The organism is Paenibacillus sp. FSL W8-0426 (assembly GCF_037969725.1).
Taxonomy (GTDB): domain Bacteria; phylum Bacillota; class Bacilli; order Paenibacillales; family Paenibacillaceae; genus Paenibacillus; species Paenibacillus hubeiensis.
Map to the genome: position 1 here is coordinate 4,707,645 of NZ_CP150203.1, position 26,113 is coordinate 4,733,757.

Below are 26,113 nucleotides of genomic sequence, written 5' to 3' on the forward strand. Positions count from 1 at the left end.
AAAATGGCAATGACCACAACTCCCGCCATACCCCGCCCTCACCACTTTCCCATATATTCCCTCAACTATACAGCATCCGCCGTTTTTTGTATAATTTCAGACGGATATGTTATGCCAGAATTGAAAGAAAGAAGGAATGGAATTGGCAGCGGAGATTAGCTATGCACAGACAGAGGAACAACTTCAACAAGCGTTGGACATTCGCCATGATGTATTTGTGGTAGAACAACAGGTCCCGGCTGAAATCGAGATCGACGATTATGATGTCATTAGCGCGGACGTGCATCACGCATTGCTTCATGTGGACGGACAAGCCGTTGCGACGGGCCGTTTGGTCTATTATGCTGACGATACGGCCAAAATGCAGCGCATCGCCGTGCTTAAATCCCATCGCTCGTTCGGCTACGGCCGTGTGCTTCTGTTGGCCATGGAAGAGCGGGCGCGTGAGCTGGGCCTTGCTTATTCCGTGCTGGATGCCCAGTGCCAAGCACAAGCTTTTTACGAAAAACTGGGATATGAAGTGATCTCCGCAGAGCCTTTTTACGATGCAGGCATTCTGCACGTCCGGATGAGAAAAAGCCTGTAACAACTTGCTTGCTCCCGCCAGAGGAGCACCATTGCTCCCCATGCAAGCAGATCGCCAATCGCTCTCTTTACGCATATTATTCATGCAATGGGGCCAACCTACCTAAGGAAGGATTCCATTCGCAGCAGACAAGGAGAGTGTACAGATGGATGCAACGAATCGTGAAACGTTCGTGGCCGTGCAGAAAAACGGCGATGGCGACCTGACCGCTTTCCAGACTTCCACCGGGCGCGTGCTGGATTATCAACAAGCATTGGCTGAGGTGAAGTCCGGTGCCATTGCGGGCGTGAACGTCTTTAAAGGCAGGGATGGAGAAATGTACATCCGCGGCGACGCCGATGGCGATCCAACCAACAACCTGGATCAACTTCCCCCATTCTAAAGCCCGGATGCAGTCATGCATTCCACTGGCAAGCACCCTTCCATCCTCTTGGATATTGGATCGGTGCTTGTTTTCTTATGGATAGGACGTTCAGTATTCCATAAAATACTTGACCGCAAGGTCGCCGGCAGGCTCGCTCTTACGTACAGGCTGCGGCGGCTGCTCCCATGCTTGCAATATGCGAATGCCCTCCAACGAGGATTTATCCTCCCACAAAATATGCTGCCTGCGTTCAAGCTCCAGCAAGGACTCGCGAATCAACGCCTTGCTTCTGCCCGTTTTGTTCTCCAGTTCATCCATCCTTGGCATACGGCGCCGCTGTCCAGCGTAATTCACGATAATACGCAATATTTTTCGTTCAAAATCATTCAGCATACTCCCGCCTCCTTGTCCTTACCGGAAATAGGACGCCATGCCAATATGCCTTGCTCCAGAAACGTCCGCGGCGAACCGTCGGCCCCGGAAGATGCTCGGATTTTCCCGCTCTTGACGCTATTGATCCGGATCTCGCGCTGCGTGATGCGTCCTGCCCGATCCATGTAAACGAGTTCGATCATCTGACCGACATATTTGTCAATCATGCCATTCCCTCCAATAAGAACATTTGTTTGCTTTTATTATATGCGAACATAGGTTCTTTATTCAACCTCCAAAAAAAGGATGCTCACGCCATATAAAAAAGCCGGAACCCCGTCATAGGGTAACCAGCTTCCATCCCGCCTGTTTCACACTATTGATTTTCAACCGTAAACTCCACGTTTTTCAACATTTGCGTATCCGGATTGAAATTGACGCGTACATTTACGGCAAATTCCTTTCCGTTTTTGTCTTTCACCCACAGCTTGAACTGTTCCTGGGACAAACCGCCCGCAAGCGGCGAACGGCCGATATGTTTGTAATCCAAAATGTCGACATCATATTTGGCCTGCGTCTCTTTGACTGCAATCAATCCCCATTTCGCATAATCGGGAATCGGAGAAGCCGATCCTGTCCCACCGCTAGTCGCGCCAAGCAATACTGCAATAAGAGTAATAAAGAGTGTCCTCATTATTTTCCCTCCATAACCGCATTTCTATTAGCGTGCCCAAGCTGTTTAATTCATAGCCACATACGAACCAAGAACACCATCGGATGCGTGAATGCCCTGACCATACTTACTGCTCCACCCAATGAAACAAGCTCGTCCCCAAAACTTATTCCCCAAACCACCGACATGGCGGACGGGGATGTTCCCGTATCTTGGGTCAGCCCGTATTTTTCGGCAAGCCGATCTGCCGTCTCCTGGTCAACACCGCCTTGTTCAAACGCAAACGTCACCTCTGTGCTCGAAATCTCAGCCCCCAAAAGGATCACAAGTACCGTCCAAAGGATCATGGCAGCTCGCCATAATTTATGTTTTCTCACTGAAATCCCCCTCATCCCTATCCATTCAATCCTTTAAAGCAAATAAGGCATTTCATCTGATTGTATCGAAAATTCAACCGGCTTGGAAATAACAAAACATAGGTTCTTCAGGACTGCGACTCCCGACTCAATCCTCCAATAAATGGTTTATTCCCATCATTTCAAGTGTAATAGCCCTTGTCGGAACGATCATTCATTTCGCAAAATGATGATGAGGAGGCTATCTCGGTATGTTCAAACGTATGGATGAAATCGCCATTGAAATTCCTGACGTCCACAAGCCCGACCCGAACGCCGCAGCAGCCGTGCAAGAGCTGCTGGGAGGTAAGTTCGGCGAAATGTCCACCTTGAACAATTACCTTTACCAATCTTTTAATTTCCGCGCAAAAGACAAACTCAAACCCTTCTATGATTTGGTGATGAGCATCACGGCCGAGGAGCTTGGCCATGTCGAACTGGTCTCGCATGGCATCAACAAAATCCTGCGCGGCTCCACCGAACACAAAACCCCGGATCAAACGCCGTTGGACCCGGTTAAAGACGCAAGGCTTTCCTATCATTACCTCGCCGGCGCACAAGGAGCCATGCCCGTAGATTCAATGGGCCATCCGTGGACCGGAGCAAACGTATTCAACAGCGGCAATCTGGTGGAAGACCTGCTGCACAACTTTTTTCTCGAATGCGGGGCGCGAACCCACAAAATGAAAGTTTATGAAATGACCGACCATCCCGCGGCACGGGAAGTGGTCGGCTACCTGCTGGTCCGCGGCGGCGTTCATGTCGTGGCATATGCCAAAGCTTTGGAAGTGGCAACAGGAGTCAACGTGACCAAACTGGTGCCGATCCCTTCCTTAAACAACAAAGCTTTCACCGAAGCCCGAAAATTCGAGGACAAAGGCGTCCATCGCAAGCTGTACACATGGAGCGAACAGGATTTCAATACCCTTGGACAGATTTGGAAGGGTACGCATCCCGAGGACGATCAGCCGTTGGAGGTCATTCAAGGCGCACCCGAAGGTGTGCCCATCAAGGAATATCCCGCAGCCGAAGAGGAATTCGCGCCAGGCATCTCCGAGGAAGATTTCAAAGAAATCGCACGCCGGTTGAAAATCGCCGGGAATATCCACGGGTAGATCATGATTTTCCCGAAATCATTCGAAACGGCATGCCTGCAATCCAAAACAAACGGGTGCGGTGAATGGATTTTCGATGATCCAATCACCGGGGAGGGCCTGCCGTTGTCATGCCCAGACTCATAAAACATCCGCTTTCGCGGGAAGTATGGGCCGGCCTCCCCCAACATGGCCTAAACGCTAAGAACGCCTTCACGGTTCTTCCCGAACCGGCTGAAGGCGTTTTGTGGTGTATTGGTTTGAAGACATAGGATGAAACACAGGACGACTCTAGAGCAAAGGGCTTACGCGCCAAATTGCGCATAATGCAAGCGGCTGTATACGCCTCCTGCGGCAAGCAGTTCATCGTGACGGCCCTGCTCGGTAATGCCTTGTTCGGCAACGACGATAATGCGGTCCGCATTTTTGATCGTAGCAAGCCTATGGGCAATTACCAGCGTGGTGCGTCCCTCGGACAGCTCGGAAAGCGACTGCTGAATGGCGGCTTCCGTCTCGGTATCGAGCGCGGATGTCGCTTCATCCAGGATGAGGATCGGCGGATTTTTCAGGAACATCCGGGCAATCGACAGTCGCTGCTTCTGTCCCCCGGACAGCTTCACGCCGCGTTCGCCAATCAATGTATCCAGCCCTTCGGGCATGGAGCTGATCAATGCTTCCATTTGGGCACGGCGTGCCGCATCCCAAATTTCTTCCTCCGTGGCGTCCAGTTTGCCGTAGGCTATGTTTTCGCGGATCGTGCCGTCAAAGAGGAACACATCCTGCTGCACGATCCCGATATGGCTGCGCAACGATTCGAGCTTCATTTGCCGGATATCGTGTCCATCGATCGTAATACGGCCGCCTAACACGTCGTAGAAACGCGGCAGCAGACTGCACATCGTGGTTTTGCCTGCTCCCGAAGGGCCGACGAGGGCTACCGTCTCTCCGGCTTGAATGCGGAGATCGATGCCTTTCAACACAGGCTCCTGATCGGAATAACCGAAGGTGACATTTTCATAACGGATATCTCCTTGTAAATGCGGCACGCTGGACGCGCCCGGTTGGTCCTGAACGTCAGGCTCCGTGTCCAGCAGCTCCATGTAACGCCGGAACCCAGCGATTCCTTTCGGGTACGTCTCAATGACGGAGTTGATCTTCTGGATCGGTGTCAGGAACACGTTGGACAACATGATAAACGCGATGAATTCGCCATAACTCATGCTGTCGTTCAATACAAACCATGTACCGCATACAAGCACGAACAGCGATACCAGCTTCATCAACACATAGCTGATGGAGGAGTTCCAGGCCATGATTTTGTAAGCGAGCAGTTTCGTTTGGCGGAAGCGGCCGTTATTCACGGCGAATTGCGCCATTTCATGCTCTTCGTTGGCAAACGCTTGAACGACGCGAATTCCCGTAACGTTGTTCTCTACACGCGCATTGAAATCCGCAATGTCCCCGAACATCCGGCGAAACGCCTTCGACATTTTGCTTCCGAAATACATGGATAAATAAATGATGAGCGGAATGATGATAAACGTCAGCACGGCAAGCTTCGCATTGATGCTGAACATGATGCCGAACGCTCCTACCAGAGTCATGATCGCGATGAATACGTCCTCAGGACCGTGATGGGCGATCTCTCCGATATCCATCAAATCGTTGGTCATGCGGGATACGAGGTGACCTGTTTTGGTATTGTCGAAAAACCGGAAGGACAGCTTTTGTACATGGTTGAACAACGCTTTGCGCATGTCGGTCTCGATGTTGATGCCGAGCTTGTGCCCCCAATACGTCACTACATAGTTCATGAAGGCGCTCAGCAGATAGACGGCCAGCAAGCCTAAGCATGCCCAAAGAATCCAGTCCCAGCGCCCGCCGGGCAGCAGCTCGTCGACCACTTTGTTCACGGCTAGCGGAAACGCCAGCTCAAGGGCAGCAACGAGAATCGCGCAGGTAAAATCCAGGATAAACAGCTTTTTATAGGGCCTGTAATAGGCAAAGAAACGGCGTAGCATGGACGAAGGTCCTCCTTATCGCTACCACATCGCAAGGGCAATGGATGAATTTTTTATCCGTTCGGAAAGAGTGCACTTTCAGAGCGTGATCTTCCTGATCATTGTAAGAAAAGCTTCTGCTATGTGCAGTTTGTTTTCTTGAAATGCGCGTCAGTAGACGCTCTTATCTCGTTCTGCTGAGCAGATACAGGAAATACGGCGCACCCAGAATAGCCACCAGGATACCCGCCGGAATTTCGGACGTCTCCAGCATGACGCGTCCCAGCGTGTCAGCCACCAAGACGAGCAATGAGCCGATCAGTGCCGAGGCAGGCAGCAAAAACTGGTGTTTGGGACCGACGAGACGACGAGCCAGATGCGGTCCGATCAAACCGACGAAGCCGATCCCGCCGCTGACGGATACGCACGAACCGGCAAGACCGACTGCGGCAGCAAGCAGAACCAGCCGTTCCCGTTCGACGGGTGCGCCCAACCCGGTCGCGGTCTGATCGCCAAGATTCAGGACATTCAACACCCGCGCCTTATACAGTACGACAGGCACAAGAATGAGAATAAACGGCAGCAGCGCCGTGACGAACTTCCAGTTGGAGCCCCAAATGCTGCCGGCCATCCATGTAGCCACAAATTGGTATTTCTCCGGGCTCAAACGAAGTGTAAGCACGATCATTGCCGCGCTGATCCCTGCAGCAACGCCAATCCCGGTCAACAGCATGCGGGTCGGCACGATGCCCTCTCCTTTTTTGTAGGAAAGCACGTAAATCAGGAATGCGGAGAAAGCGGAGCCGATTAAGGCAAGAACCGGCAGCAGGAAAATAGGAGCAGCCGTCGTTGTCGGGAAAAAGGAAACAAATAACATGACGACCAGGCCGGCCCCGGCGTTAATGCCAAGAATCCCCGGGTCTGCCAGCGCATTGCGGGACACCCCCTGCAAAATGGCACCGGACAACGCAAGCCCGGCACCCACCAGCACAGCAATGACGATTCGCGGCAAGCGGAATTCGAACAAAATCAATTCTTGTTTATCCGTACCGCCGCCGAACAAGGTTTGCAGCACTTCAAACGGCGTTAACCGGATATGCCCTGTGTTCATGCTGATTATGAACGAAGCAACAATCAAAGCAGCAAGCACAATGATGACGATCGTATTCTTGGTTTTCTTTCTGCGCTCTGCACCTACCCTGGTTGAGGAAGTCATCATTTACAGAGACCTCCTTTCATTGCGTGCCAGATACAGGAAGAACGGAACTCCGATCAAGGCAATAAGCGCACCGATCGGTGTCTCGTGAGGCGGGTTGATCATGCGGGCAGCCAGATCGGCGAACACAAGCAGCAAGCTGCCCAACACGGCCGAACAAGGGATAATCCAGCGATAATCGACCCCGACCAGCTTTCGCGTGAGATGCGGGATGATCAAGCCAACGAAACCGACTGCACCCACGACGGATACGGCTGTGCCAGCGAGAATGAGCACGATAATCAAGCCGATCAATTTGACCAAACCGGTACGCTGACCAAGTCCGACCGCGATGTCTTCCCCCAGGCTAAGCAGCGTAATGGACCGGGAAATGAGGAATGAACCAATAAGGGCAGCCACTACCCAAGGCAGCATGACCTGCAAATGGGACCACTTTGTTCCGGCCACGCCGCCCGCTGTCCAGAAGGCCAAGTCTTGCCCGATTTTGAAATACAACGCAATGCCTTCGCTCAGCGCGGACAGCATGGCGGCTACCGCCGCCCCTGCCAGAACGAGGCGAATCGGTGTAAGTCCTGATTTTGAAGCAGCACCGAAACCGTACACCAGCAGAACGCCCAACCCCGCACCGATGAACGAATACATGATGATGTACATGTAAGACAGTCCCGGAAAAAAAGCAAAACAAATCGCCAGCGCGAAACCTGCGCCGGCGTTCAGGCCGAGCAAGCCCGAATCCGCGAGCGGGTTGCGGGTCATGCCCTGCATGATGGCGCCGGCTACGGCGAAGCAGGCTCCAACCATGGCACCCCCGAGAATGCGTGGAAATCGAATTTCCCATATGATCTGATGCGGTGTCAGGTCGGGATTGAAATGAAAGATGGCCTGCCACACCATGCCGAGTTTGATATCGGCTGCACCGAACGAAATGGATAACGCCATGCCGAATATAAGCAGCAGGATGCCCCCTGTCAGTATAAGCGTGGCCGTCCACGGGCGAGTGTGTATTTTTGCCGTCGGTGAATCCTTTGTGCCGCGACTTTCGACTGAAGCTTTTGTACTCATGCTCGTCCACCCTTGTTATGAGCGAAGCTTGCAGACCTTATGTACATAACAATCACCTCTCTACATATGCCGAACTTTTAATGATATTGATATTGATTCTCATTCCCATACATTATTGTATGTCAACGATGTCACTCTGGCAATGGATAAATCGGACAAGTTTGATGTATAAATGAGTATTGCGTACAAAAAAAAGAAGCCGCTTCCGGCTTATTGTTTCCAAACCATGAGCAAACACATGTAAAAGCACGGAACAATTCCAGTTCCGTGCTTCTCTTATGCATCATAGTTTCCAAATTATTGTGTAGGCGCATACGTTCCCATCAGCGCAGCCATGACGTCCGGCACATCCGTAATGATGGCCTGTACACCCATATCCATCATGGCCCGGATTTCGGCCGGGTCATTTACGGTGAATGGATGAACCGTAATTCCGTGCGCCAGAGCCGCAGCCACCTCTTCCCGCGTTACGGCCCATTTGTACGGATGCAGGGCCGAAGCTTCCAGCTTGGCCGCGTAATCGTACGGACGGTACAATTTTTCCATGTAAAGCAAGGCCGTACGAATCTCCGGCGCAAGACGCTTGCATTTGACCAAGGAAGCATGATTGAAACTGGAGATAATGACCTGTTCTTCCAATCCCCATTCCCTGACGGCATGCACAACCTTTTCCTCCATGCCCCGGTAACCGACAATACCGTTTTTCAGCTCCAGGTTGAGCAACGTATTTTTCCCCCGAATCAGGTCGAGCAACTCTTCAAGCGAAGGAATCCGCTCCCCTGCAAACTGCTCATCAAACCAGTAGCCCGCATCAAGCGAACGCAAATGCTCATATGCAGCGTTCTTCACCCAGCCCTCTGCCCCGGCCGTCCGATTTAACGTCTCATCATGAATGAGCACCAGCCTGCCGTCGCTTGACATCTGCACATCTGTCTCGATGCCTGTCGCTCCAAGTTGCAATGCCCGGTCAAACGCCACCATCGTATTTTCGGGACATACAGCAGATGCTCCCCTATGCGCAATAATCTCGACCATTTCGCAATCGCTCCTTCGAAATTTTCATTCCTTGCCACCCCATTGCTACTATACTGACGATTTGTCACACGGGTATTAACAGAACGTATAATGAAGTCATTCAGCGGGCTTGGGGAAACACTCATTTTTGCGAACTCAATCTGCAAATCCACATAACATGGTATAAACCATAGAAAAGCAGTACACTCCGCCATAAGGAGGTTGACTTTTGAAGTACTCCAGCCCAAAAAATCGGAGCTCACCTTCCCGCCCGCATGCCTCCCCGTCAAAGTCGGCGTCCAGGCTCTCCAGACCTACCGTACGCACCAAAAGCTATTCCGCTCCAACGACAACCATGCCAAATACAATGGCCGAAGCCGACCATACGCTGGATAAACTCGCTGTCGTTGCCGCCATTCTCTCCCTGCTCGCGGCCATCCTCGGTCTATACATTGCTTGGAAAACCTTATACCACCCCGGCCAAACGGCCATTGTGGTATGAATCGATGCAGCCGGGCTGAACGACTCTTGTATTTGTCCTGCTTCCGTCAAACGTGTAAAAGCCGGGGGCAGGACACCTTCCATTGATTTGATCCATTTTTCGCGAAACAACAAAAAAACCGTTCCCTGAGAGCCGGCAGCGAACCGGCGCCTCAACGGAAAGGCTGATGTATGGGGCCTGCGATCATACCCCTGACGAAATGTGTGATCCCTAACAGATGAAGGTGCGACAAATGATGACCAGCAGGATGAACAGGACGAGAATTGCTCCTGTCGACGTCCAGTCTCCGTAGCCACAGCAACCATAGTCCGTACCTTTGATTTCGCTCATGAGTGACACACTCCCCTCTTCGAAAGTACACTATAGTCTATGTGTCAGTCCTGAACTTGATTGGGCGAAGCGGAAGCTATGGCGTGAACAAACGGTGACTTTATTTAATCGGCACCAAGCTCCGACCATTTCTGAGTCAATGGTGCGGGAACGTAAGCTTCCATGCGGGCAAGCAGGTCGGCCGGATCCGATTCAAGGCTCCACAAGCTCAAATGGGACGTATTCGAAAATCCTTCGTGCACGCTATGCTCCACCATTTTCATCAGCGGTTCGTAATATCCGTTCACATTCAACAGTCCGACAGGTTTGCGATGAATGCCGATCTGTGCCCAGCACAACACCTCGAACAGTTCCTCGAACGTGCCCATGCCTCCCGGAAGTGCAATGAAGCCGTCCGACAGTTCGGCCATCGTCGCTTTCCGTTCGTGCATCGTCCCTACTTCAACGAGCTCGGTCAATCCGCTATGTACGATTTCACCGCGAAACAGACCTGTCGGCATGACGCCGATGACTTCTCCGCCTTGTTCCAGCACGGCATTCGCGACGGCTCCCATCAAACCCATTCGTGATCCGCCATAAACAAGCGCATACCCCCTGCTTGCGATCAATTTGCCCAATTGCACGGCCTGCTCGGTATATTCCGGTTGTCTACCAGGGTTGGACCCTGCAAATACGCATATACGCTTCACGGATGTCACTCCTTCTCTTCTCCATTGTTTTAGTATACAACTTTATTGTCATTCCCATGTTATCTCCGTTCGGCTTTTCCTGGCAAAAAAATACCCGACCGTTTGCAGCCGGCCGGGCTTTCAGTCTTTGCACATCATTTAGAAGGGGTTGTTACATTTAATATAAAGGCCGAAGATTAAATCCATATGATCTTTACATGAAATACATATTAAATTTCTAACACGCCAAGTGATGCCATTTAGCGGATGCCCCGCCTTGAACGTACAACGAAAAGATGCTTGTCCTTGCGAAGCTTCCGTCCATCGGCAATGACGACCTGGTCCTCGTCATGGCGAAGGATCGTTGTCGAGTAGGCGACGATTTTGGCGCGATGCCAGATCATGACCCGTGATTTGAAATAAATGGCATTGTCGAACTGCAATGCCTTTTTCATCACATAGCCGACTTTATGCAAGTCGGAACGGGCTTTTTTCAAAGGAAGGCTTTCTTCGGGCAGCGGCCTGATCATGGCGATGTTATCGAACGATACCTTGATTCGCTTGGGTCCAATTCGAACACACTCCGCTTCTTCATCCCATTCCACCAGCGTTCCTTTCAGTGGCTCGCGTATGCCGGATGCGCGATATACTGCTACCTTCCGTCCCTCCCAATGCCGCAATGCCCTCACCTCTCTGTCGTTCTATATTTGCGGTATGCTCCAGTCGATCGGCGCGACGCCATGGGAGCTTAAGAACTCATTTGCCTTGGAGAACGGCCTGCTCCCGAAAAAGCCGCGGTGGGCGGCAAGCGGGCTAGGATGTGCGGATTGCAGCACCAAATGCCGGTCACGGTTGATGAAAGCTCCTTTTTTTTGGGCATGACTGCCCCACAGCATGAATACCATAGGCTCTGAACGCTCGTTCAAGGCACGGATTACCGCATCCGTGAAACGCTGCCATCCAAGACCTTGGTGGGAGTTGGGTTGACCTTCACGCACCGTAAGCACCGCATTGAGCAGTAATACGCCTTGCTCCGCCCAGTGCACCAAATACCCATGCTTCGGAATGGGCAAGCCGAGATCGGCGTGAAGTTCTTTGTAAATGTTCTGCAAAGACGGCGGGATGCGCACATCCGGCATGACCGAAAAGCTTAATCCGTGAGCCTGACCCGCCCCATGATACGGATCCTGGCCAATAATGACCGCTTTGACCTTATGGTACGGGGTCAGTTTTAGCGCGGAAAACAGGTTTTCCTTGGATGGGTAAACGGTCTGTGTCTTATACTCCGCCGCAAGCGCGTAACGAATATCGTTGAAATAGTCCGCCTCAATCTCTTGTTGAAGCACCGTATCCCAATCGTTTCCAAACATTGCATGGACTCCTTTCCTTGATGAATGCATATCCGTGCAGTCCACACCGGGTCCTGCTGCCTGCGCAGCCGTTTGTTTGATCCAACGGCACATAAACTATCCACCATTTTAACATAATGGAAGACAGCTAGCCAGAAAGAAGGATACAGCATCGGATTGTTGACATATGCATCGTGTATTCCCCCCGAAAAATCAATGGAAAAAGGGATTCCCCGAAGCGAAATAAATCCACCCCGAGAAATCCCTTGACTTGATCCGTCCTTTAGCTCCACCGTGCAAAAGCCTGCTGAAGCTTAATATCGTATCAGATCCAGCGTTTCATCAAATAACCCGCGCTGTTCTTCAATTTTATTCTCATTGCCGATGACACAGCGATACTGGTCTGCCAGGATCGCCGATACGAGCGGCGCAAAACCGACGATGTCGCTTTCCGTTGTTCCCAGCACTTCGTTGCGTTCCTGCTGAAGATCTTCTTCCGTCACGTTGGACAAATAACACTCCAGGGAGAACACACCTTCGCCATGAGGTGTACGCGGCGTATCCAGCTCCTGAATAGCACCGATAATGTACCGCGTCATCTCGCGCTCATCCGCCTTGAACTGCTGCAAGTATTGCGGCATTTTCTCATACACCTTGAACGTTTTCTCCAGATTGGGATCACGATAGGAGGCCATGTAACTGTCGCCATTCCGCCTGAACCCCGTCATGCAGCCGTAAGCGCCGCCTTTGGCCCTGATATTCGTCCAGAGATAATCCAGGGAAAGAATGCCCTGCAGCACGCGCAGCGATCCGGTGTACCGATACCCTTTTGCGATGAAATTGCCCGTCTGCACCACATACTGCACCTCCGAAGGAGACTTGAACCCCTCCTTATGATTCACCGGCTTGAACGGCGCATCTTCCTTGGGCACATCATGGGTGAACAGTTTTCCTTTCAGTTGGGACACGCGCTGCTCCAGTCCGGCATAACCTTCGTCATCCGCCGTATAGCTCACGAGCAGGTTTTCCGGCCTGAAAATAATGCCGGTCAGTTCCCTGAAACGGTCGGCAAGCTCCTCTTTCCGTTCCTCGTAATGGGCCTGAACCTCCTCCAGCCACTGATAGAAAGAAATGCCGCCCACGGCTTCCCGGAACGAGGCTACCGCAGAGTGTTTGGCCGAGGATCTGCCCATGGCGGCGGAATGGCCGCTGTTGATCAAGCTGCGCTGCAGCTGGCCCTTCAACTGGGAGATGATTTCGTACAGACGTTTGGAATCATCGAACTTGGAGGTCAGAATGATTTCCTCGATCATGTCAAAGGCAAATCCCAATTTGCTGTACAGCACCTTTGCGCTGAATTCAAAGTTTGCCTTATAGGCGTTAAACTGCTTCGCATCGGCGCTCGCGCTTACATTGGCCGAAATGCCGCCGGAATGAATATGGATTTCGTTAGACAGATCGCTAAACGTGTGGTTCGCCGTATTGACGTAACCAAGCACGCTTTTCAGCAGGCCGACGTAGGGCAGGAGACGTTCCGGCACCGATTTGACGTCAAACAACAGTTTCAGGTATCCGATCCCGTTGGTGTACAAATTATGGTGAACGATCGTAGTGCCGTCTGCCTGTTTCAGCGTCTGATGCAGGACAGAGGCTTTCGGTTCAATATCCTCGATCGACAACGTCGGGATCGCTTGCTGCTGTTCTTTCGTCGACGGTGCATTCTGGTAGTCTGCGAGCGCCTGTGTCCGCTGTACCAGCTCTTGAACTTCCGTCTCGCTCAGTCCGGCCTGCAGCGCCTTCAGCTTCGCCTTGAGCGCTTCCTCCTTGCGCAAATTTAACCCTTTGTCGGGTGTCACCGCAACGAAAGAAACATGCGTATTGTCCAGCAAATAGCGCTGAATCAGTTGTTCAAAGTATCCTTCCTTCATCTTTGTTCTCAGTGCGTCATACACCTCATTGGCTTCAAGGTACATGAACGGCGCCTGATCATCGTACAACCAGCTCTGCAATGTCTGGAGACCGTAGATGAGTCCTTTCGGCATTCTGCCGAAATCGGCCTCGCGATGGTTGAACTCATAGGAATTGATTCCCGCGAGCAGTGCCTTTGGATCGATCCCGTCCCGCACAACGCGTTCAAGCACCTCGCGCACCGTATCGAGGAACACCTGTTTGCTCTCCAGATTACTCTTTTTGAGTCCAATCGTCAGCACAGGCTGGTACAAGCTGTCATCGTATGAACCGTATACATCCTTCGCGATGCCCTTGTCCAGAAGGCCCTGCTTGAGAACAGCGCCTGGCGCGTTAAGGAGTGCGTACAACAAAATTTCGAGCGAAATGTTCAATTCTTTGTCCAACGTCGTTCCAATGACCGCATTGTACGTCAGGAAGCTGTTGTCGGTTTCCGATTCGGTGCTGCCGGCAGAATAACTCGTCACGACGTCCACGCGTTCTGCAAAAGGGGATTGCAGGCCGATGGCCGAATCCGGCTCTGTCCGATCATAATGGCTCAGATAGGCTTCATCCAGCCAGTTCAACTTTTCCTCCATGTCCATGTCGCCATACAAATAGATGTAACTGTTGGACGGATGGTAGTACTTGGTGTGGAAATCCAGCAAACCCTGGTATGTAAGGTCCGGAATGGCATCGGGAATGCCGCCTGACTCGTTGGAGTATGTCGTATCCGGGAACAGGGAATTCAGCACCGCACGGCGCACGACGCGTTCCGGCGACGAGAAAGCACCCTTCATTTCGTTGTATACGACCCCGTTGTACGTTAACTCGTCTTCGGGGGAAGCCAGGTTGTAATTCCAGCCTTCCTGCAAAAATATTTTTTCGTTTTCATAAATGTTGGTGTTCAGTACCGCATCCAGATAGATGTCCATCAGATTGTGAAAATCATGCGCGTTTCGGCTCGCAATCGGATATACCGTTTTGTCCGGATACGTCATAGCGTTCAAGAATGTATTGAGTGAGCCTTTCAACAATTCTACAAAGGAATCTTTGGCCGGAAATTTCTTCGACCCGCAGAGCACCGAATGCTCCAAAATGTGCGGTACGCCCGTATCGTCGCTCGGCGGCGTTCTGAACCCGATATTAAACACCTTATTGTCATCCTCGTTGGACAGCAGCAAAATTCTGGCGCCCGACTTCGTATGTTCCAACAGATAGGCGTCCGCTTTGAGTTCCTCGATCCTGCGCTCCTGCAATACTTGGTAAGCCTGAAGATTTTTCAACATATACCGAGTCCTCCATCATCAGAAATGGTTTGTGCCTGTAAAAATCTCTGTAATTTATCCCGCAAGATAAAGGTAATTAATGACTATTTCCTCATTATACACGATCACTCGCCGTCTTCCTAACCGAGGTTTTTTCCCGACAGAACGCCGTCTTAGATCCTATGTTTGGAGGATTGCGATTATGAGATTAGCCTTCCGTACAGCTATTGCATCGGGCAACAGAAAAAATTTGCATACTGCTTGCTTCGATCCTAAAGTTCGCCCCCAATCCGCCACCAAAGAGAAATAATGCACTCGTTCCCTTTGAATCGGGAGAGTTCATTTCAAAATACAAAAAAAGGAAATCCCTTATGTATTAAGGGATTTCCTTTTTTAAATGGATGCCGAGGACCGGGATCGAACCGGTACGGTAGTCACCTACCGCAGGATTTTAAGTTGCACCCGCAAGGTTCCGCAGTAAACTCCGCATTCCTACGCTATTTTATCGTTAAATTGGCGTCCAAACACACGAGGACCCACCGTTCATTTATACGTTGTGTTGTCGTTTTCCCCTTCCGCTACTGTGCGTTTGGGTCTCGTTCATTATACGAAATACTAAGCGCAAAATCAACCGGGGATGCTACGTTGTGTTTACGTCATTTCCGCGCTATAATTAGAACGTATGTTCTACAATTACCAAACGGAGGCCACTCGCCCATGATCGATATCACCGACGAAGACCGCGCGCTAGTCAAATCGCATACTCTCCTTCCGCGTATCCTATCCGCATTCGAGCGTGACGCCGCGCTCATTAACGCAACGCTAAAGACGCCGGGCCCGTACGCGGACATTATTGCGGAAGCACAGCGCAAACTCACCGCAGACATTTACGATATCCGCAAAGAGTTTCGCCGGCGCGGCATTAAAGTCTACGAAGAGTCTGCGGACAAGGACGGCGTGCTTGCGAAATATCAATGCCGCGGATATCACGCTGAGTTCCGACTGCTCAATTCGTTTATGGCGGCGGAAGCTAACGTTTTGATGCGGAAGTATCTCGGCGCGCCGCCGCTGTCCTAAACGCAGAAAAAATGCTACGCAGACAAAAAAAAAATAAACGCCCACCTCCGAAGAGATGAGCGCGTGTGTTACGTTATATCTGACGCGGCCATTCCCAGCCGTGCCGTTCATACTCGCGAGCGTAATCGCGTAGGCCTTCCTTATCCGCGCCTTCCAGCGTAATAACCGGAAGGTACGCGTAACATTCATCCGCCACGTAGTCGATAACCACGTCTTCAATGGCGCGGTCAACGTCATGCCCAAACGAACGATCGCGTATCTTGTGGCCGACCTGCGGCATCATCTTGCTTTCGAATGTGCGGACGACTTGCGTAGAAAGTCCGGATGAGGTTGCGATAGGCTGTACGATGACGATATCGATCATTGCGCGGGGTCTCCTTTCGTAAGGTCGACGCGTACGTAGTCGGCGCCGCCCATATCGAACATATCTGCGCGAATCAAAGCCTCAGTGATTTCGGCGCTCTCAGAAACTTCGAAACTCACCGTTCCCTTTTCGGTAATGCCCGGATTGATCGTCATGTTACCGAGGCCGCCGAGTTTGGGTTCGTACTCTCTGCCCGCGGAATCACGCAATTTAACTTGGTCTGACGTAAACGATCCGGCCTTATCCGCATCATTGCGCGCGGACATATCGAGTGTTACCGTTTTGACTCCGTTGCTGCTGGCTTCCGATTCGTCCACGCTATGTACCGTAACTGCAAACGTACCAACCTCGATCTCGCTATTCAAACCAGGCGTAGCAGTAACGGGAACAGATTCGGTTACACGGCTACTCAACGGATTACTAAGTGTTAGGGTTATCGCGCCAATAACAACGACAACGAATCCAATTAATATCCACATCGCGCCGCTTCCTTTAAATGACCTGTACTCCATTACGCACACCTTCCCACACTATGTATTTTCTAAATAGTACCATCGATCGATATTAAAAGGAAAGACCTACCTACGATACAATACGTACTCTCTCGCAGGCAGGTCGCAGTTTTATTCCGTTTTAAACGTAGAATATACTCCGGAGCCGATAAGCGCATATGTCACGATATCGACGCCGACCTGCCACATGCCGAAGTCGGGCGCAACGCCGTACTTTTCGAGCCCTTGGTACGCAAGCCCTACGGCGGCCGCGATAAACAACGGATTAGTTAAGCGTTTCTTCATCGTTATTTCGCCTCCTTCGTAATCGTCACCGTTTTTGTCTTCGCGTCCCACGTTACCTTCGCGCCTAACGCCTCGGCGACTGCCCGCGCAGGTGTATACGTGGTGCCGCCGTCAAGCACGCCGTCCGTTACCTTTTTGCCGTTAACCACTACGCTTACGATTACGTCTTTCTTCACGTCGGATTCCGCCACCTTTTCGTTTAGTTTCGCAGCGACCGCCGCTTTAAACAGGCCCCAACCGGTCCACGCGCCGTTATCGTACATTAAGCGCGGGCAGATTTTGCCGGACCAATCGAAGTGCCGGCGCAAGCGATCGACGCCCCATCCGCGCTCTTTCAACATCGACGCAACGAGTGTCGCGGCGTTATCGAGAGTCTTCGCGTAGTTGCCGGATTCGCAAATTTCGATGCCGATTGACGTACGGTTGCCGGAACTGGCTCCGCTACCGTCGCCTGCGTGCCATGCGTTCTCGTTCAGCGGAACACACTCGATGGCCTCGCGTTCATCCACAACGATATGGAACGACGCCGTGCGCGTGTTCGACGGATTCGTTAGCCAGGCGCGTTCGTTAGCGGCCGAGCTCTTTTCGTTGCCCGTATTATGGATCGTAATTGTTGTCGCGTTCATAGCATGGCCGGGTCGCCGGCTGTTTGCGGTAGTTTTCGGAATATAATCCTTGCGGTAGTTCACTCGTACCCCTCCCCGTTAATCCTTTTCGCGAGGAAGACGCTCTTTCATCTCGCGTATTTCTCCGATAATGAGATCGTACTTTTCGGAGAACTTATCGAGTAGCGCTTGAAGGCGTCCCTCACGTTCGCGGTTCTCCTCCTGCATACTCTTTTCGCGTTCCCTATTCGTCTTCATGACGTAAATAAGGAGCCACACGAATAAGATCGCGAATGGCCCCTGCGTAAGAAAGTATTTAGCGATGTCCATTTCCGCCATTAAGCCGTCGCCTCCTCGCCAAGTAGTCCCGCTACTTGTTCACGGAGCCCTTCGACATCTGGAACGCTATCCAGTGTCCGCAGCTTCTTACGGATAAGTGACGCATAAACCGGTGCAATCGCAAGCATTAAACGTCGCCTCCTTTGAGCGCGTCAAGTTCTGAGCGCATATTTATGAGCTGTTCGTATACGTCGGCCAGCGCCATTTGCGCCGATGTCGTCTCCTGCTGCGATTGGATCAGCGCCTCATACGTGGAGGCGAGCGCAGCCTGTGTCGCGGTGCTTTCGGATTCTAGCGTTGACACTTTCGTTGAGAGCGCGGGCTGCGGTTCCTGCGGCGTTTCCGGCGCGCTCGGATCGGGATACGTAAACAGCGGCTCCAACGTCGTTAAGTCTACGCGAGTAAAGACGCCGCCTTCCGCATAATCAGCCGCATGTGCGCCGTATTCGAGCTGGATCATGCCGACTGTATCCGGGACGCGGTCGGCCAGCGCGGCGTATACGGCGAAGTCTTGTTCGCGCGTGGTTTCGATGACTTCGCCGGAGCGTTCGCCTACCGTTTGTATGACGTTGCCTGTGTCTTTTTCATAATAAATCTTCGCGCCAATCTGCACGTTTTTCCCTCCTTAAACTCCGTATGCTTCCCACACATAATTGACGCCAGCATTGACTGGTAGCAAAAACCCCGTATCATTTACATAAGCCGCCGAAGATGTCGTTAACGCCCCGGACATCTCGAAAACATAAAATCCTCTTTTCAGGTCATACGTCATATAGTTGTAGTTATTTCCGACGGTGGACGACGGTGCGGCCTGGCGTGTGCCCCAATCGTAAACGCCCAAGTCAGCGTGAGCCGCCTCGGTTGTACCTGCGTCAAATACACGCTTTATGACTATACGGTTAGGCCTAAACCCTAGGCCGGACACCTGTATATACACCATGCTGGCGCTACCGTCTAAGTGCGTAAATATTCTGGGTGTAGAGCCGCCCACCGCTGTTCCCATAGCATACTTCGGCCCCACTTGAATAGCGTTGATATTCGCCGCCATCGTTGCGAATGGAGCGTCTGCCGCTGTTGGTACTCCTTTGCCAGTAATCGCAGCGGCAACTGATGCTTTACCGTTACTGACAGATGTAAAAAGGTCAGGACTCCACGCCGACCATCCGCTTCCGTTATTTGTTCGTTGCTGGTACGTATTATCAAACAAGTTCATCGCAATTTGTTTAATGTGGGACCCGCTCATCGCGAAAACTTCGACGTACCACCAAGACCCTACCGCCGTACCTGGCGCATTAGTAATATTCTCGCCTGCGTAAAATCCTGTCTTGACTACATTGTTAAGATTTTGATTCGAAATATTTAGGACCAACCCATCGTCGTTGGTGAGTTTATTCTTTTGCCACGTCTTCGCATCCACATAGCTTTTTGCGTTTGCCTCCGCCGCATTCGCCTTTGTCGTTGCGTCAGTTGCTGCCGCGCTAATAGCAGCTTGACGGGCGTCACTCACCGCTTTCTCCGTCGGCGCCAACGATTGGGACGTGCCATCTGTTTTGTTCGATAGCTGCACGATACCCTTCTGCGTCAAGCTCGCGTCAGGCACCGTTACCCCCGAAACAGCCTCGTCAATCGCCGCCTCGACCGCAGTGTCCACCGCATTAGCCAGCGCGTTCATGTCACGCGGCACATCGGCCGTCATCGCGCCATCGATTAGCGGGAGTCCTAAATTTGGCGTTGTTGCCATCGTCATAACCTCCGATTATAAATGTCGTCGTATGTGTATCCGGTCAAGTCCGCGTACGTCTTGCCGCTGCCCGTTAACTCCGCGTAAGTGTAGTAACGGAACACGTAATCAATCGCCATGTGCGCCGGAATGATATCGCGTAGATTCGCTTTGAGCGCGTCGATTTGGTCCGGCACGCCATAGACGCCGACAAACGTAATCGTCAGCGTATAGGCCGCGCTATCTACCGTTACATCGACGTCACCGTTTGCGTATGCCTCCGCGACATTTTCGATGAGACTTACGCTGACCTTGCCGACACCGCGCAGCTTGCCCCGGAGGACTTCGCGTCGCTGTGCGTAGGTGGCACCCGGCTCCGGAGTCACGCCGAATATGCGCTCCCATCGCGCTAGGCCCCACGTAGCCGTGTCGATAAAAAACTGATCGAGCACGTCGTAAATGTCCGCATTAAGCTTCGCAAACTCGATAGCCTCGGCGTTAAGAATGCCGCCAGCCACGAGCGAGTCGCGGTAATACAGCGGCACATAATCGAACATGTCACGCTTGATATCCGTTAGCGTCCTCACGTAACCGTCACCGTCCCGAGCACCGCAACCTCGCCGTCCGCAATCAGCACGTTACCGGTCCCGCCGTTAATCGTAAGATCGCGGTAATCGATAACGCGCGGCACATCGAGAATGACGTTTGCAATCCGCGTGATCCGTACGAGTGGGTCCGAAAAGGCCAGCGTTGCCAGATAAGCGGTAACTCCCGTTTCAATCTGCTCGCGTACTTCGTCCTCCGTGTAGCCCGGCTCGATATCGCAATCGACCGCAATGTTAATCGGCACCTCTACCGCCGCCTGCACGGTAACAATCGGTCCAACCGGGGCCGCTCCCTCTCCGCGCCCATCCTGCGTTGGGTCGATGTACTGTTGAACCGCGTCAACTACGGATTGATCCGGAGCCGTTTTATCTGCGCCGAGCAATACGACTTTGACCGTGCCGGGCCCGGCCCAAATCGGATACACGATCGCGCTGCCTACGCCGGGCACTTCGAGCGCCCATTGGCGGTATTGATTCGCGTTGCCGGACGTGGCTGGCCGCTGTGCCCGTTCGAGGTATCGCGCGTACAAGTCCGCATCCGACTCCGTATCCACCCCGCCGCTAAAATTGACCGCGTTGGTTACCGTGACGATGCCGACTAGGTCGCCCGTCATCGTATTAATCGCGCCGATTCCGACGTTACCCGCTGCGCCGCCTTCTTGCGCTTCCGCGAGTACGGTAGTCGTCGGACCGCCGATCGTTACCGCGCCGAGTGTAACGAAATAGACCGGAGTGTCCCCGCCAGTTGATACGACGGTGCCTGCAGGGATAACGGTACCGGCCGGGCCCGCAAACGTAACCGAACCGCTGGCTTTAAGTGAAGGCTTACGCGTCAATCCGTACTCACTTGCGCGGCGGTCCAGGTACTCGCCCGTTGCCGTATCCGCGAATCCGTAATTAAGCACGTTGTCCAGCTCGGAGTACGCGAGTGATACCTCGATGGCCGCCGGCGACTCCAAATCGTAAGTTACCGAGCCGGGACGATGGTCTACGTCAGGCGGCGAATTGCCAAGCATCCGCTCTAATACCGCGGCTGACGTTTGATCCTCATACGCCATCTAGCGCCACCTCCACCGGAATCGTATCGTTGTCAATGTCAACGAAAAAAGAGACGAACAATTTGTCCGCCTCCCTCGTTAACGTAAAATCACGCACCGCCAAAATGCGGTCGTCGTATATAAGCGCGTCCTCAATGGCACGCGGTATTTCCGTTTCCAAAAGCTCGGGCGATACGTCCTGTCCGATAAGCGCGTCGATCTCCGAGCCGTAATCGTCGTCATATATCGCAAATCGGTAACGCGCAGTCCGGATCGCTTTGTAAATGAACTGCTCAATCGCGTCGATACCGTCAATCATTCCGCCCATTTCGCCTGTTTCAACATTAAGCGCGTACGTTTTGATCGGCTGAACGAAATCTTCCGTGGTTACGGCCTCATCTTCAGGAATCACCGCTAAGGGACTAAGCGCCATCGTCTATGCCTCCCCATCGGTCGAATAGTAAATAATCCTGCCCTGCGTTAAACATGAGAACTATAACGCGGTCGCCCGGCTCTAGCACCGGCTCAAACTCGATCTCCGCGTCCGCCCCGTTGATCTTTACTTTGCGTTTATATCCGGCCAAGTGTTCGGGGACTACGATATCCTCGGCCTCCAACTCGAAATTTGCGTTATCGAGTTTTACGCTAATGTCCGGAAGTGGCGCGATGACCGTGCCGAACTCGACGTCCACGTCCTTGTTGTATCCGAGTTGCCGGACGATATCGCGCAATTTACTTACGCCGCCGCCGTCAATAGTTTCGAGTGCCATCGCGTCACTTTCCTTTCGTCTTTTTCGTATCCTTCTTCGTTTCCTTGTCCTTCGCAACCTTCTTCGATTTCTTCGCGGCCTTCTTCTTTTCCGGCTCCTCTTCGTATTCCAATTTCGGAAGGTCGTCCGTCTTGGACAGCGTCAGCGTCATCGTGTGGATGCCATCGCTAAACGTATGAGTGTCCGCGTTGACATAAAAGCCGCCGACCAAGTCCGTCATCGACTCGAAAGCGTAGACCGCTGTGCCTGCGATAACGTCCGTAAGGCCGATCGCGGTTACCGATACGTCCTCCTGAACCGTCGATAACTCTTTCAGGCGCGTTTTCGCAAGCTGACGAAGCTGGGATGCATTAAGTTTCGAGTCAGCAGATTCAAAGTGTTGCATCATGCCGTATCGTTCGGCCAGCGCGGTATTCTTCTCGGTTGCGACGATCTGCTTTTCCTCCGACTCTCCGCCGACAACTTTGACCGCCGTACGCAACTCCTCGATTGACCGCGTCCTGGAAGCGTCGAGAATGTTAACGCCGTCCTCGATCATCCAACGCACTGTGGCGTCTTTCTTTTCGCGCAGGCCGAGCTTGCCGTTCGCCGCGTACACGATAAACTTGCGCCCGTTTTGCTTGCGCGTCTCCGTAAGCGCCGTGACCATCATGTCCCATAGTGTTTTATTTCGCAGGATCATGCGCGGGATAACATAACCGGTCGACGCGATGTCTCCGGTCGGGATGCCGAACGACTTACACAACGAGGCGACTATCGCCCCGGCCGTCATCTTGACGAATTTGCGCGTATCTACGTTTTTCGTGAGATACACGTTTTCGTCGTGGGCGGTAACCGTCGCGTCGCCTGTATCCGTGATGTCGTACGTAAAGATTACGCCACGGAATACGCCCCTGCCGTTAACATAGAGGCGCAGCTCCTTGCCGAGCTCAAACGCGACCTCTTGGTCCTCGCCATTTAGCGTATTGGACATCGATAGCGTTAAAGTCCGGTGGGGCTGCGCCACATCTCCGGCCCATGTCGCGGTCTTGACGAGCGGCTCGACGTAATACTTGCCGTCATATAGAACGCGTATTTGCGTACTCATTTCGGAATCACCAGCTTTTGTCCGGGCTTAAGTCGATTGGGATCATTGCCGATAATCGCCTTGTTTTTGGCGTAAATCTCGCGCCACCTATCGCCCTTTCCGTACACTTTCGCCGCGATCTTAAACAGCGAGTCGCCGGACTTGACGGTATATGACGACGGAATTACGCGATTCGATTCGCGCGCTGGCTCCGTTGTTACCTTCGCTTTGGATATATTCGTTTTGTCTGCGTTCGGGTCCGACTTTTTCGCGGACGGGATGAACGTATACTCCTTGAGCTGCAGCGTGTAATAGACGTCGCCAGGCTCGCCGCCGCGCTCCTCATACGAAAACGACCGAATCGTGACCGCGATATTGATCGGCGTATTCGTGACGATGAAGCGAACGGGACGGCCCGACTTCTGCCACCGCTCGATAGTTTTAACGATAGTCCACGGGTCCTTTAGCGCCTTGTACTGACAGTATGACCGATTATAATCGCGCGGGAAAAACGATTCTACCGAGAACTCCTTTTGTCGATTGCTGCCGAGGATCGTATACTCTCCGAGATTGGATACGTTAACGTCCTCGTAGCCATACGTTGAGGTCGCGTTAATGGTCTCCGGATTGACCGGAAGCCACAGGACCTCAGCGTTGTTGTTATATTTGAGCCAAAATTGCGGCTTGCCTCTCGCCAATGTTGCCGCCTCCTTTCCGCTTACATCGCCAGCCGTACGGCCAACGCGTTCGCAATCGCTTCGATGTCGCCGTCACTCCGGACGTTAAACGTATTTCCCGTGATAACTACCGATGGGCTGCCGCCGTTACCTTGACGGTATGCTCGCGCTTCGGCTGACGTAAGGACCATTTCGCCTTCGTGCAGGCGCGCCGGGTAGTTGTTATACGGAACGTTGTCGAGTCCGCCGGAAAATCCGATCGCGTTTGTAAATTTTCCCCACAAGCTGTCAGGTTGCGAGGACGGCCCGATGGTCCCGCCTTCAATCATCGGTTTCCCAGGATTCTCCTTACTCCATTTGTCGAGATTGTTTTTAAGTTTTTCCGCGTTACTGTATTCCGCGTAGAACTTTTCCATCTCTCGTTTAAACGGGTTCATAAGGTCGACGACGTTGAGATTGTCCTTGATACCCTGCATAATCCCCGTGACAATCGCGCCACCAATCTTAAGAGCAACCGCTACGATTTGCGGAGTCATGGACTCAGTCACATTGATGACAAACCCGACCATTGCCTTTGTGACGGACTCGGTCTTTTGCTTACCGCCGCCTTCCCACCACAAGTTGAATGCCTCACCGATTTTACCGAAGGTGAATTGAATCTTGCTCTCAAGATCGGGCAGGTTTTTAAATTCAGGGTTGTTGATGAAGTTATCTTCAACGTACTTGGTCGCTGTGCTTACCATGTTCTCGACGGCCGCGGTGATCTGCGGAGTCCATTCGGCAACCATTTTCGCAGCTTTACCCGCCAATCTCCGGATAACAGGCATCAACGGAGTCAACGCAGATATCTGCAACGTTTCGACCGCGCCACGGAACTGCTCAACCGCACCGGCTGCGCTGTTCATCTTCTCTTCTGCGACTTGGAGCGCGGTGACTTTGCCCATCTCGTCGTAAAACTTCTGAACACCTTCCGCGCCTTCTTTGAACAAGATGTTACCCGCGCGAATAGCGTCGGAGCCGAATAGTTGGTACATGTAGTACTGACGTTGTTCACCGGTTAAGTCTTTAAATCGGTCTTGCAATATTCCGGCGACCTCAGTAAGCTTTTTAATTTCGCCACGTTCATCATAAAAGGCTGAATGGATAAGATTGTTCGCCATAAGAAACTTTTGTGTTTCTTTTGCGGCCTTGCTTGATCCAACTTTCAGCCCTTTAAGGCCGGCGACGTATTTCTCAACATCACTAGTTACTTGCTCCAGCGACGTACCGGTTGATTTGATGCCTTTGCTTGCGAGAAATTCGAGTGACGCATTTGTGTCAACTGTTAACAAGTTGAACTCTTCGAACAATGCGTAGGCTTTATCCGTCATCGGGACCAGGTTGGCAAGCATTGTTTTAAGCGAAGTACCTGCGTCGGAACCTTTAAGGCCGTTATTCGCGAACAAACCGAGTGCTGTGTTCGTATCTTTAAAAGTCATGCCTACGCCGGCCGCAACCGCAGATACGGCTGAAAGGGAATACCGCAACTCCTGTACGCTAGTAGCGGAAGCATTCGCAGTTCCCGCAAGTATATCCGAAGCCTCTGCCGCGGTCATATTATCCTTGCTGTACGCGTTAAGCGCAGTCGACATGATTTCGGCGGCATCCGCGAGTTCAAGCGATCCGGCTGTCGCCAGGTTGAGCGCAGCATTAAGACCGCCGTTTTCGACTTGATCAACGGTAAGGCCGGATTTTAGCAACTCCTCCATACCCTGCGCAGCCTCTAGCGCAGAGTATTTCGTCAGTGCGCCTTGTTCGAGTGCCAACGCATTAAGGCGCCCCATCTCGTCGGCAGACGCGCCAGTTAACGCCTTGATCGTCTGCATCTGCGATTCGAAATCCATCGCTTTTTTGATACTATCGCCGACAACCGCAAATGTGCCCGCAACGGCTCCGATTCCTGCCGCGGCGACTCCGAATTTCATAATGCTTGACGTCATGCTGCGCAAAGGCCGCGTAGCTTGGTCAATAATCCGTAACGTACCCGTTATGTCAAACGACATCTATCGCGACCTCCCTTGTTGTTGTTTTAGCGCAGCCTTACGCCGTTCGCGCTCCTCATCCTCAAGCACGATAAGGTCGGACGCGTACATCATGGCGCGCTGGCTGCCTGTCTTTCCGTAAACCTCATCGGGCGGTATGTGGTGGCGTTGATAAACGATGTGTAGCAAATACGC

The 26,113-nt window shown here is 52.3% G+C and carries 33 protein-coding genes; 5 read left to right on the forward strand and 28 right to left on the reverse strand.

Features of this window, described 5'->3' with window-relative positions; translation table 11 throughout:
- Positions 1-142 precede the first annotated feature (142 nt).
- Together MKY59_RS21150 and MKY59_RS21155 are read left to right on the forward strand one after the other, a co-directional pair.
- Complete coding sequence (locus MKY59_RS21150; protein WP_339273666.1) at positions 143-586, forward strand: GNAT family N-acetyltransferase; 444 nt, start codon at positions 143-145, stop codon at positions 584-586.
- 145 nt (positions 587-731) lie between these two features.
- Positions 732-968 (forward strand): DUF3892 domain-containing protein, encoded by a 237-nt coding sequence (locus MKY59_RS21155; protein WP_339273668.1) that lies wholly within the window; start codon positions 732-734, stop codon positions 966-968.
- Positions 969-1,058: 90 nt separating this feature from the next.
- On the opposite strand, the gene MKY59_RS21160 is transcribed toward MKY59_RS21155, so the two are convergent.
- The 4 genes from MKY59_RS21160 to MKY59_RS21175 all read right to left on the reverse strand — a co-directional run bounded on the left by MKY59_RS21160 (position 1,059) and on the right by MKY59_RS21175 (position 2,372).
- Positions 1,059-1,343 carry a hypothetical protein gene (locus MKY59_RS21160; protein ID WP_236416543.1) on the reverse strand — a complete coding sequence of 95 codons (285 nt, stop codon included), beginning with the start codon at positions 1,341-1,343 and terminating at the stop codon, positions 1,059-1,061.
- A complete protein-coding gene (locus MKY59_RS21165; protein WP_236416545.1) occupies positions 1,337-1,549 on the reverse strand; it encodes a hypothetical protein in 213 nt (70 codons plus the stop codon). Before MKY59_RS21165 ends, MKY59_RS21160 begins: the two co-directional genes overlap by 7 nt.
- 149 nt (positions 1,550-1,698) lie before the next feature.
- Positions 1,699-2,016: a DUF3889 domain-containing protein gene (locus MKY59_RS21170; RefSeq protein ID WP_339273670.1), complete on the reverse strand. Its 318-nt coding sequence runs from the start codon at positions 2,014-2,016 to the stop codon at positions 1,699-1,701.
- Positions 2,017-2,066: 50 nt separating this feature from the next.
- Positions 2,067-2,372: a hypothetical protein gene (locus MKY59_RS21175; protein ID WP_339273672.1), complete on the reverse strand. Its 306-nt coding sequence runs from the start codon at positions 2,370-2,372 to the stop codon at positions 2,067-2,069.
- Positions 2,373-2,602: 230 nt separating this feature from the next.
- Between MKY59_RS21175 and MKY59_RS21180 the strand changes: the two genes are divergently transcribed.
- Positions 2,603-3,505 carry a manganese catalase family protein gene (locus MKY59_RS21180; protein WP_339273674.1) on the forward strand — a complete coding sequence of 301 codons (903 nt, stop codon included), beginning with the start codon at positions 2,603-2,605 and terminating at the stop codon, positions 3,503-3,505.
- A gap of 284 nt (positions 3,506-3,789) precedes the next feature.
- On the opposite strand, the gene MKY59_RS21185 is transcribed toward MKY59_RS21180, so the two are convergent.
- The 4 genes from MKY59_RS21185 to MKY59_RS21200 all read right to left on the reverse strand — a co-directional run bounded on the left by MKY59_RS21185 (position 3,790) and on the right by MKY59_RS21200 (position 8,797).
- A complete protein-coding gene (locus MKY59_RS21185; protein WP_236416552.1) occupies positions 3,790-5,505 on the reverse strand; it encodes an ABC transporter ATP-binding protein in 1,716 nt (571 codons plus the stop codon).
- A gap of 163 nt (positions 5,506-5,668) precedes the next feature.
- On the reverse strand, positions 5,669-6,700 hold the full coding sequence (locus MKY59_RS21190; RefSeq protein ID WP_236416735.1) for an iron ABC transporter permease: 1,032 nt from the start codon (positions 6,698-6,700) through the stop codon (positions 5,669-5,671).
- Positions 6,701-6,703: 3 nt separating this feature from the next.
- Positions 6,704-7,762, reverse strand: a complete 1,059-nt coding sequence (locus MKY59_RS21195; protein WP_236416554.1) for an iron ABC transporter permease — start codon at positions 7,760-7,762, stop codon at positions 6,704-6,706.
- A 297-nt stretch (positions 7,763-8,059) separates the two neighbouring features.
- The gene (locus MKY59_RS21200; RefSeq protein ID WP_339273678.1) at positions 8,060-8,797 is read right to left on the reverse strand and encodes a glycerophosphodiester phosphodiesterase; all 738 of its coding nucleotides are present in this window, start codon (positions 8,795-8,797) and stop codon (positions 8,060-8,062) included.
- A 208-nt stretch (positions 8,798-9,005) separates the two neighbouring features.
- On the opposite strand from MKY59_RS21200, the gene MKY59_RS21205 reads away from it, so the two are divergent.
- Complete coding sequence (locus MKY59_RS21205; protein ID WP_236416557.1) at positions 9,006-9,278, forward strand: hypothetical protein; 273 nt, start codon at positions 9,006-9,008, stop codon at positions 9,276-9,278.
- Between the two features lie 434 nt (positions 9,279-9,712).
- Here the strand turns inward: MKY59_RS21205 and MKY59_RS21210 are convergent, their stop codons facing one another.
- The 4 genes from MKY59_RS21210 to MKY59_RS21225 all read right to left on the reverse strand — a co-directional run bounded on the left by MKY59_RS21210 (position 9,713) and on the right by MKY59_RS21225 (position 14,861).
- Positions 9,713-10,297 (reverse strand): TIGR00730 family Rossman fold protein, encoded by a 585-nt coding sequence (locus MKY59_RS21210; protein ID WP_339273680.1) that lies wholly within the window; start codon positions 10,295-10,297, stop codon positions 9,713-9,715.
- A 239-nt stretch (positions 10,298-10,536) separates the two neighbouring features.
- Positions 10,537-10,956 carry a hypothetical protein gene (locus MKY59_RS21215; protein WP_339273682.1) on the reverse strand — a complete coding sequence of 140 codons (420 nt, stop codon included), beginning with the start codon at positions 10,954-10,956 and terminating at the stop codon, positions 10,537-10,539.
- 21 nt (positions 10,957-10,977) lie between these two features.
- Positions 10,978-11,646, reverse strand: a complete 669-nt coding sequence (gene ung / locus MKY59_RS21220; RefSeq protein WP_236416561.1) for a uracil-DNA glycosylase — start codon at positions 11,644-11,646, stop codon at positions 10,978-10,980.
- 293 nt (positions 11,647-11,939) lie between these two features.
- Positions 11,940-14,861 (reverse strand): insulinase family protein, encoded by a 2,922-nt coding sequence (locus MKY59_RS21225; protein ID WP_339273684.1) that lies wholly within the window; start codon positions 14,859-14,861, stop codon positions 11,940-11,942.
- 696 nt (positions 14,862-15,557) lie between these two features.
- On the opposite strand from MKY59_RS21225, the gene MKY59_RS21230 reads away from it, so the two are divergent.
- Complete coding sequence (locus MKY59_RS21230; protein WP_339273686.1) at positions 15,558-15,917, forward strand: hypothetical protein; 360 nt, start codon at positions 15,558-15,560, stop codon at positions 15,915-15,917.
- 73 nt (positions 15,918-15,990) lie between these two features.
- Here MKY59_RS21230 and MKY59_RS21235 read toward each other — a convergent pair whose 3' ends face one another.
- The 16 genes from MKY59_RS21235 to MKY59_RS21310 all read right to left on the reverse strand — a co-directional run bounded on the left by MKY59_RS21235 (position 15,991) and on the right by MKY59_RS21310 (position 26,107).
- A complete protein-coding gene (locus tag MKY59_RS21235; RefSeq protein ID WP_339273688.1) occupies positions 15,991-16,281 on the reverse strand; it encodes a hypothetical protein in 291 nt (96 codons plus the stop codon).
- Positions 16,278-16,760 carry a DUF4352 domain-containing protein gene (locus MKY59_RS21240; protein ID WP_339273689.1) on the reverse strand — a complete coding sequence of 161 codons (483 nt, stop codon included), beginning with the start codon at positions 16,758-16,760 and terminating at the stop codon, positions 16,278-16,280. The genes MKY59_RS21235 and MKY59_RS21240 overlap by 4 nt, the downstream gene beginning before the upstream one ends.
- A 144-nt stretch (positions 16,761-16,904) precedes the next feature.
- Positions 16,905-17,078 carry a hypothetical protein gene (locus MKY59_RS21245; RefSeq protein WP_339273691.1) on the reverse strand — a complete coding sequence of 58 codons (174 nt, stop codon included), beginning with the start codon at positions 17,076-17,078 and terminating at the stop codon, positions 16,905-16,907.
- A 2-nt stretch (positions 17,079-17,080) separates the two neighbouring features.
- Positions 17,081-17,767 (reverse strand): N-acetylmuramoyl-L-alanine amidase, encoded by a 687-nt coding sequence (locus MKY59_RS21250; RefSeq protein WP_339273693.1) that lies wholly within the window; start codon positions 17,765-17,767, stop codon positions 17,081-17,083.
- Positions 17,768-17,782: 15 nt separating this feature from the next.
- Positions 17,783-18,022, reverse strand: coding sequence for a BhlA/UviB family holin-like peptide (locus tag MKY59_RS21255; protein WP_339273695.1), 240 nt, complete (start codon positions 18,020-18,022; stop codon positions 17,783-17,785).
- A complete protein-coding gene (locus tag MKY59_RS21260; RefSeq protein ID WP_339273696.1) occupies positions 18,022-18,150 on the reverse strand; it encodes a CD1375 family protein in 129 nt (42 codons plus the stop codon). The genes MKY59_RS21255 and MKY59_RS21260 overlap by 1 nt, the downstream gene beginning before the upstream one ends.
- Positions 18,150-18,635: a hypothetical protein gene (locus MKY59_RS21265; RefSeq protein WP_339273698.1), complete on the reverse strand. Its 486-nt coding sequence runs from the start codon at positions 18,633-18,635 to the stop codon at positions 18,150-18,152. Before MKY59_RS21265 ends, MKY59_RS21260 begins: the two co-directional genes overlap by 1 nt.
- Before the next feature lie 12 nt (positions 18,636-18,647).
- Complete coding sequence (locus MKY59_RS21270) at positions 18,648-19,763, reverse strand: pyocin knob domain-containing protein (protein WP_339273700.1); 1,116 nt, start codon at positions 19,761-19,763, stop codon at positions 18,648-18,650.
- 2 nt (positions 19,764-19,765) lie between these two features.
- On the reverse strand, positions 19,766-20,329 hold the full coding sequence (locus tag MKY59_RS21275; protein WP_339273702.1) for a putative phage tail protein: 564 nt from the start codon (positions 20,327-20,329) through the stop codon (positions 19,766-19,768).
- Entirely contained in the window at positions 20,326-21,405 is a 1,080-nt protein-coding gene (locus tag MKY59_RS21280; RefSeq protein ID WP_339273704.1) for a baseplate J/gp47 family protein, read from the reverse strand. The genes MKY59_RS21275 and MKY59_RS21280 overlap by 4 nt, the downstream gene beginning before the upstream one ends.
- Entirely contained in the window at positions 21,395-21,817 is a 423-nt protein-coding gene (locus MKY59_RS21285; RefSeq protein ID WP_339273705.1) for a DUF2634 domain-containing protein, read from the reverse strand. The genes MKY59_RS21280 and MKY59_RS21285 overlap by 11 nt, the downstream gene beginning before the upstream one ends.
- Positions 21,807-22,154 (reverse strand): DUF2577 family protein, encoded by a 348-nt coding sequence (locus tag MKY59_RS21290; RefSeq protein WP_339273707.1) that lies wholly within the window; start codon positions 22,152-22,154, stop codon positions 21,807-21,809. The genes MKY59_RS21285 and MKY59_RS21290 overlap by 11 nt, the downstream gene beginning before the upstream one ends.
- Positions 22,155-22,158: 4 nt before the next feature.
- The gene (locus MKY59_RS21295) at positions 22,159-23,241 is read right to left on the reverse strand and encodes a hypothetical protein (RefSeq protein WP_339273708.1); all 1,083 of its coding nucleotides are present in this window, start codon (positions 23,239-23,241) and stop codon (positions 22,159-22,161) included.
- Positions 23,238-23,918, reverse strand: coding sequence for a LysM peptidoglycan-binding domain-containing protein (locus MKY59_RS21300; protein ID WP_339273710.1), 681 nt, complete (start codon positions 23,916-23,918; stop codon positions 23,238-23,240). The genes MKY59_RS21295 and MKY59_RS21300 overlap by 4 nt, the downstream gene beginning before the upstream one ends.
- Before the next feature lie 20 nt (positions 23,919-23,938).
- A complete protein-coding gene (locus MKY59_RS21305) occupies positions 23,939-25,939 on the reverse strand; it encodes a phage tail tape measure protein (RefSeq protein ID WP_339273711.1) in 2,001 nt (666 codons plus the stop codon).
- A complete protein-coding gene (locus MKY59_RS21310; RefSeq protein ID WP_339273712.1) occupies positions 25,940-26,107 on the reverse strand; it encodes a hypothetical protein in 168 nt (55 codons plus the stop codon).
- Between the last annotated feature and the right edge of the window lie 6 nt (positions 26,108-26,113).

Coding starts and splice junctions, on each gene's coding strand:
- MKY59_RS21305 (WP_339273711.1), bottom strand. CDS start 25,939: ATGTCGTTTGACATAACGGGTACGTTACGGATTATTGACCAAGCTACG.
- MKY59_RS21195 (WP_236416554.1), bottom strand. CDS start 7,762: ATGAGTACAAAAGCTTCAGTCGAAAGTCGCGGCACAAAGGATTCACCG.
- MKY59_RS21185 (WP_236416552.1), bottom strand. CDS start 5,505: ATGCTACGCCGTTTCTTTGCCTATTACAGGCCCTATAAAAAGCTGTTT.
- MKY59_RS21170 (WP_339273670.1), bottom strand. CDS start 2,016: ATGAGGACACTCTTTATTACTCTTATTGCAGTATTGCTTGGCGCGACT.
- MKY59_RS21245 (WP_339273691.1), bottom strand. CDS start 17,078: ATGAAGAAACGCTTAACTAATCCGTTGTTTATCGCGGCCGCCGTAGGG.
- MKY59_RS21200 (WP_339273678.1), bottom strand. CDS start 8,797: ATGGTCGAGATTATTGCGCATAGGGGAGCATCTGCTGTATGTCCCGAA.
- MKY59_RS21180 (WP_339273674.1), top strand. CDS start 2,603: ATGTTCAAACGTATGGATGAAATCGCCATTGAAATTCCTGACGTCCAC.
- MKY59_RS21285 (WP_339273705.1), bottom strand. CDS start 21,817: ATGGCGCTTAGTCCCTTAGCGGTGATTCCTGAAGATGAGGCCGTAACC.
- MKY59_RS21290 (WP_339273707.1), bottom strand. CDS start 22,154: ATGGCACTCGAAACTATTGACGGCGGCGGCGTAAGTAAATTGCGCGAT.
- MKY59_RS21260 (WP_339273696.1), bottom strand. CDS start 18,150: ATGCTTGCGATTGCACCGGTTTATGCGTCACTTATCCGTAAGAAGCTG.
- ung (WP_236416561.1), bottom strand. CDS start 11,646: ATGTTTGGAAACGATTGGGATACGGTGCTTCAACAAGAGATTGAGGCG.
- MKY59_RS21255 (WP_339273695.1), bottom strand. CDS start 18,022: ATGGCGGAAATGGACATCGCTAAATACTTTCTTACGCAGGGGCCATTC.
- MKY59_RS21280 (WP_339273704.1), bottom strand. CDS start 21,405: ATGGCGTATGAGGATCAAACGTCAGCCGCGGTATTAGAGCGGATGCTT.
- MKY59_RS21270 (WP_339273700.1), bottom strand. CDS start 19,763: ATGGCAACAACGCCAAATTTAGGACTCCCGCTAATCGATGGCGCGATG.
- MKY59_RS21235 (WP_339273688.1), bottom strand. CDS start 16,281: ATGATCGATATCGTCATCGTACAGCCTATCGCAACCTCATCCGGACTT.
- MKY59_RS21155 (WP_339273668.1), top strand. CDS start 732: ATGGATGCAACGAATCGTGAAACGTTCGTGGCCGTGCAGAAAAACGGC.
- MKY59_RS21295 (WP_339273708.1), bottom strand. CDS start 23,241: ATGAGTACGCAAATACGCGTTCTATATGACGGCAAGTATTACGTCGAG.
- MKY59_RS21225 (WP_339273684.1), bottom strand. CDS start 14,861: ATGTTGAAAAATCTTCAGGCTTACCAAGTATTGCAGGAGCGCAGGATC.
- MKY59_RS21230 (WP_339273686.1), top strand. CDS start 15,558: ATGATCGATATCACCGACGAAGACCGCGCGCTAGTCAAATCGCATACT.
- MKY59_RS21190 (WP_236416735.1), bottom strand. CDS start 6,700: ATGACTTCCTCAACCAGGGTAGGTGCAGAGCGCAGAAAGAAAACCAAG.
- MKY59_RS21165 (WP_236416545.1), bottom strand. CDS start 1,549: ATGATTGACAAATATGTCGGTCAGATGATCGAACTCGTTTACATGGAT.
- MKY59_RS21240 (WP_339273689.1), bottom strand. CDS start 16,760: ATGTGGATATTAATTGGATTCGTTGTCGTTGTTATTGGCGCGATAACC.
- MKY59_RS21160 (WP_236416543.1), bottom strand. CDS start 1,343: ATGCTGAATGATTTTGAACGAAAAATATTGCGTATTATCGTGAATTAC.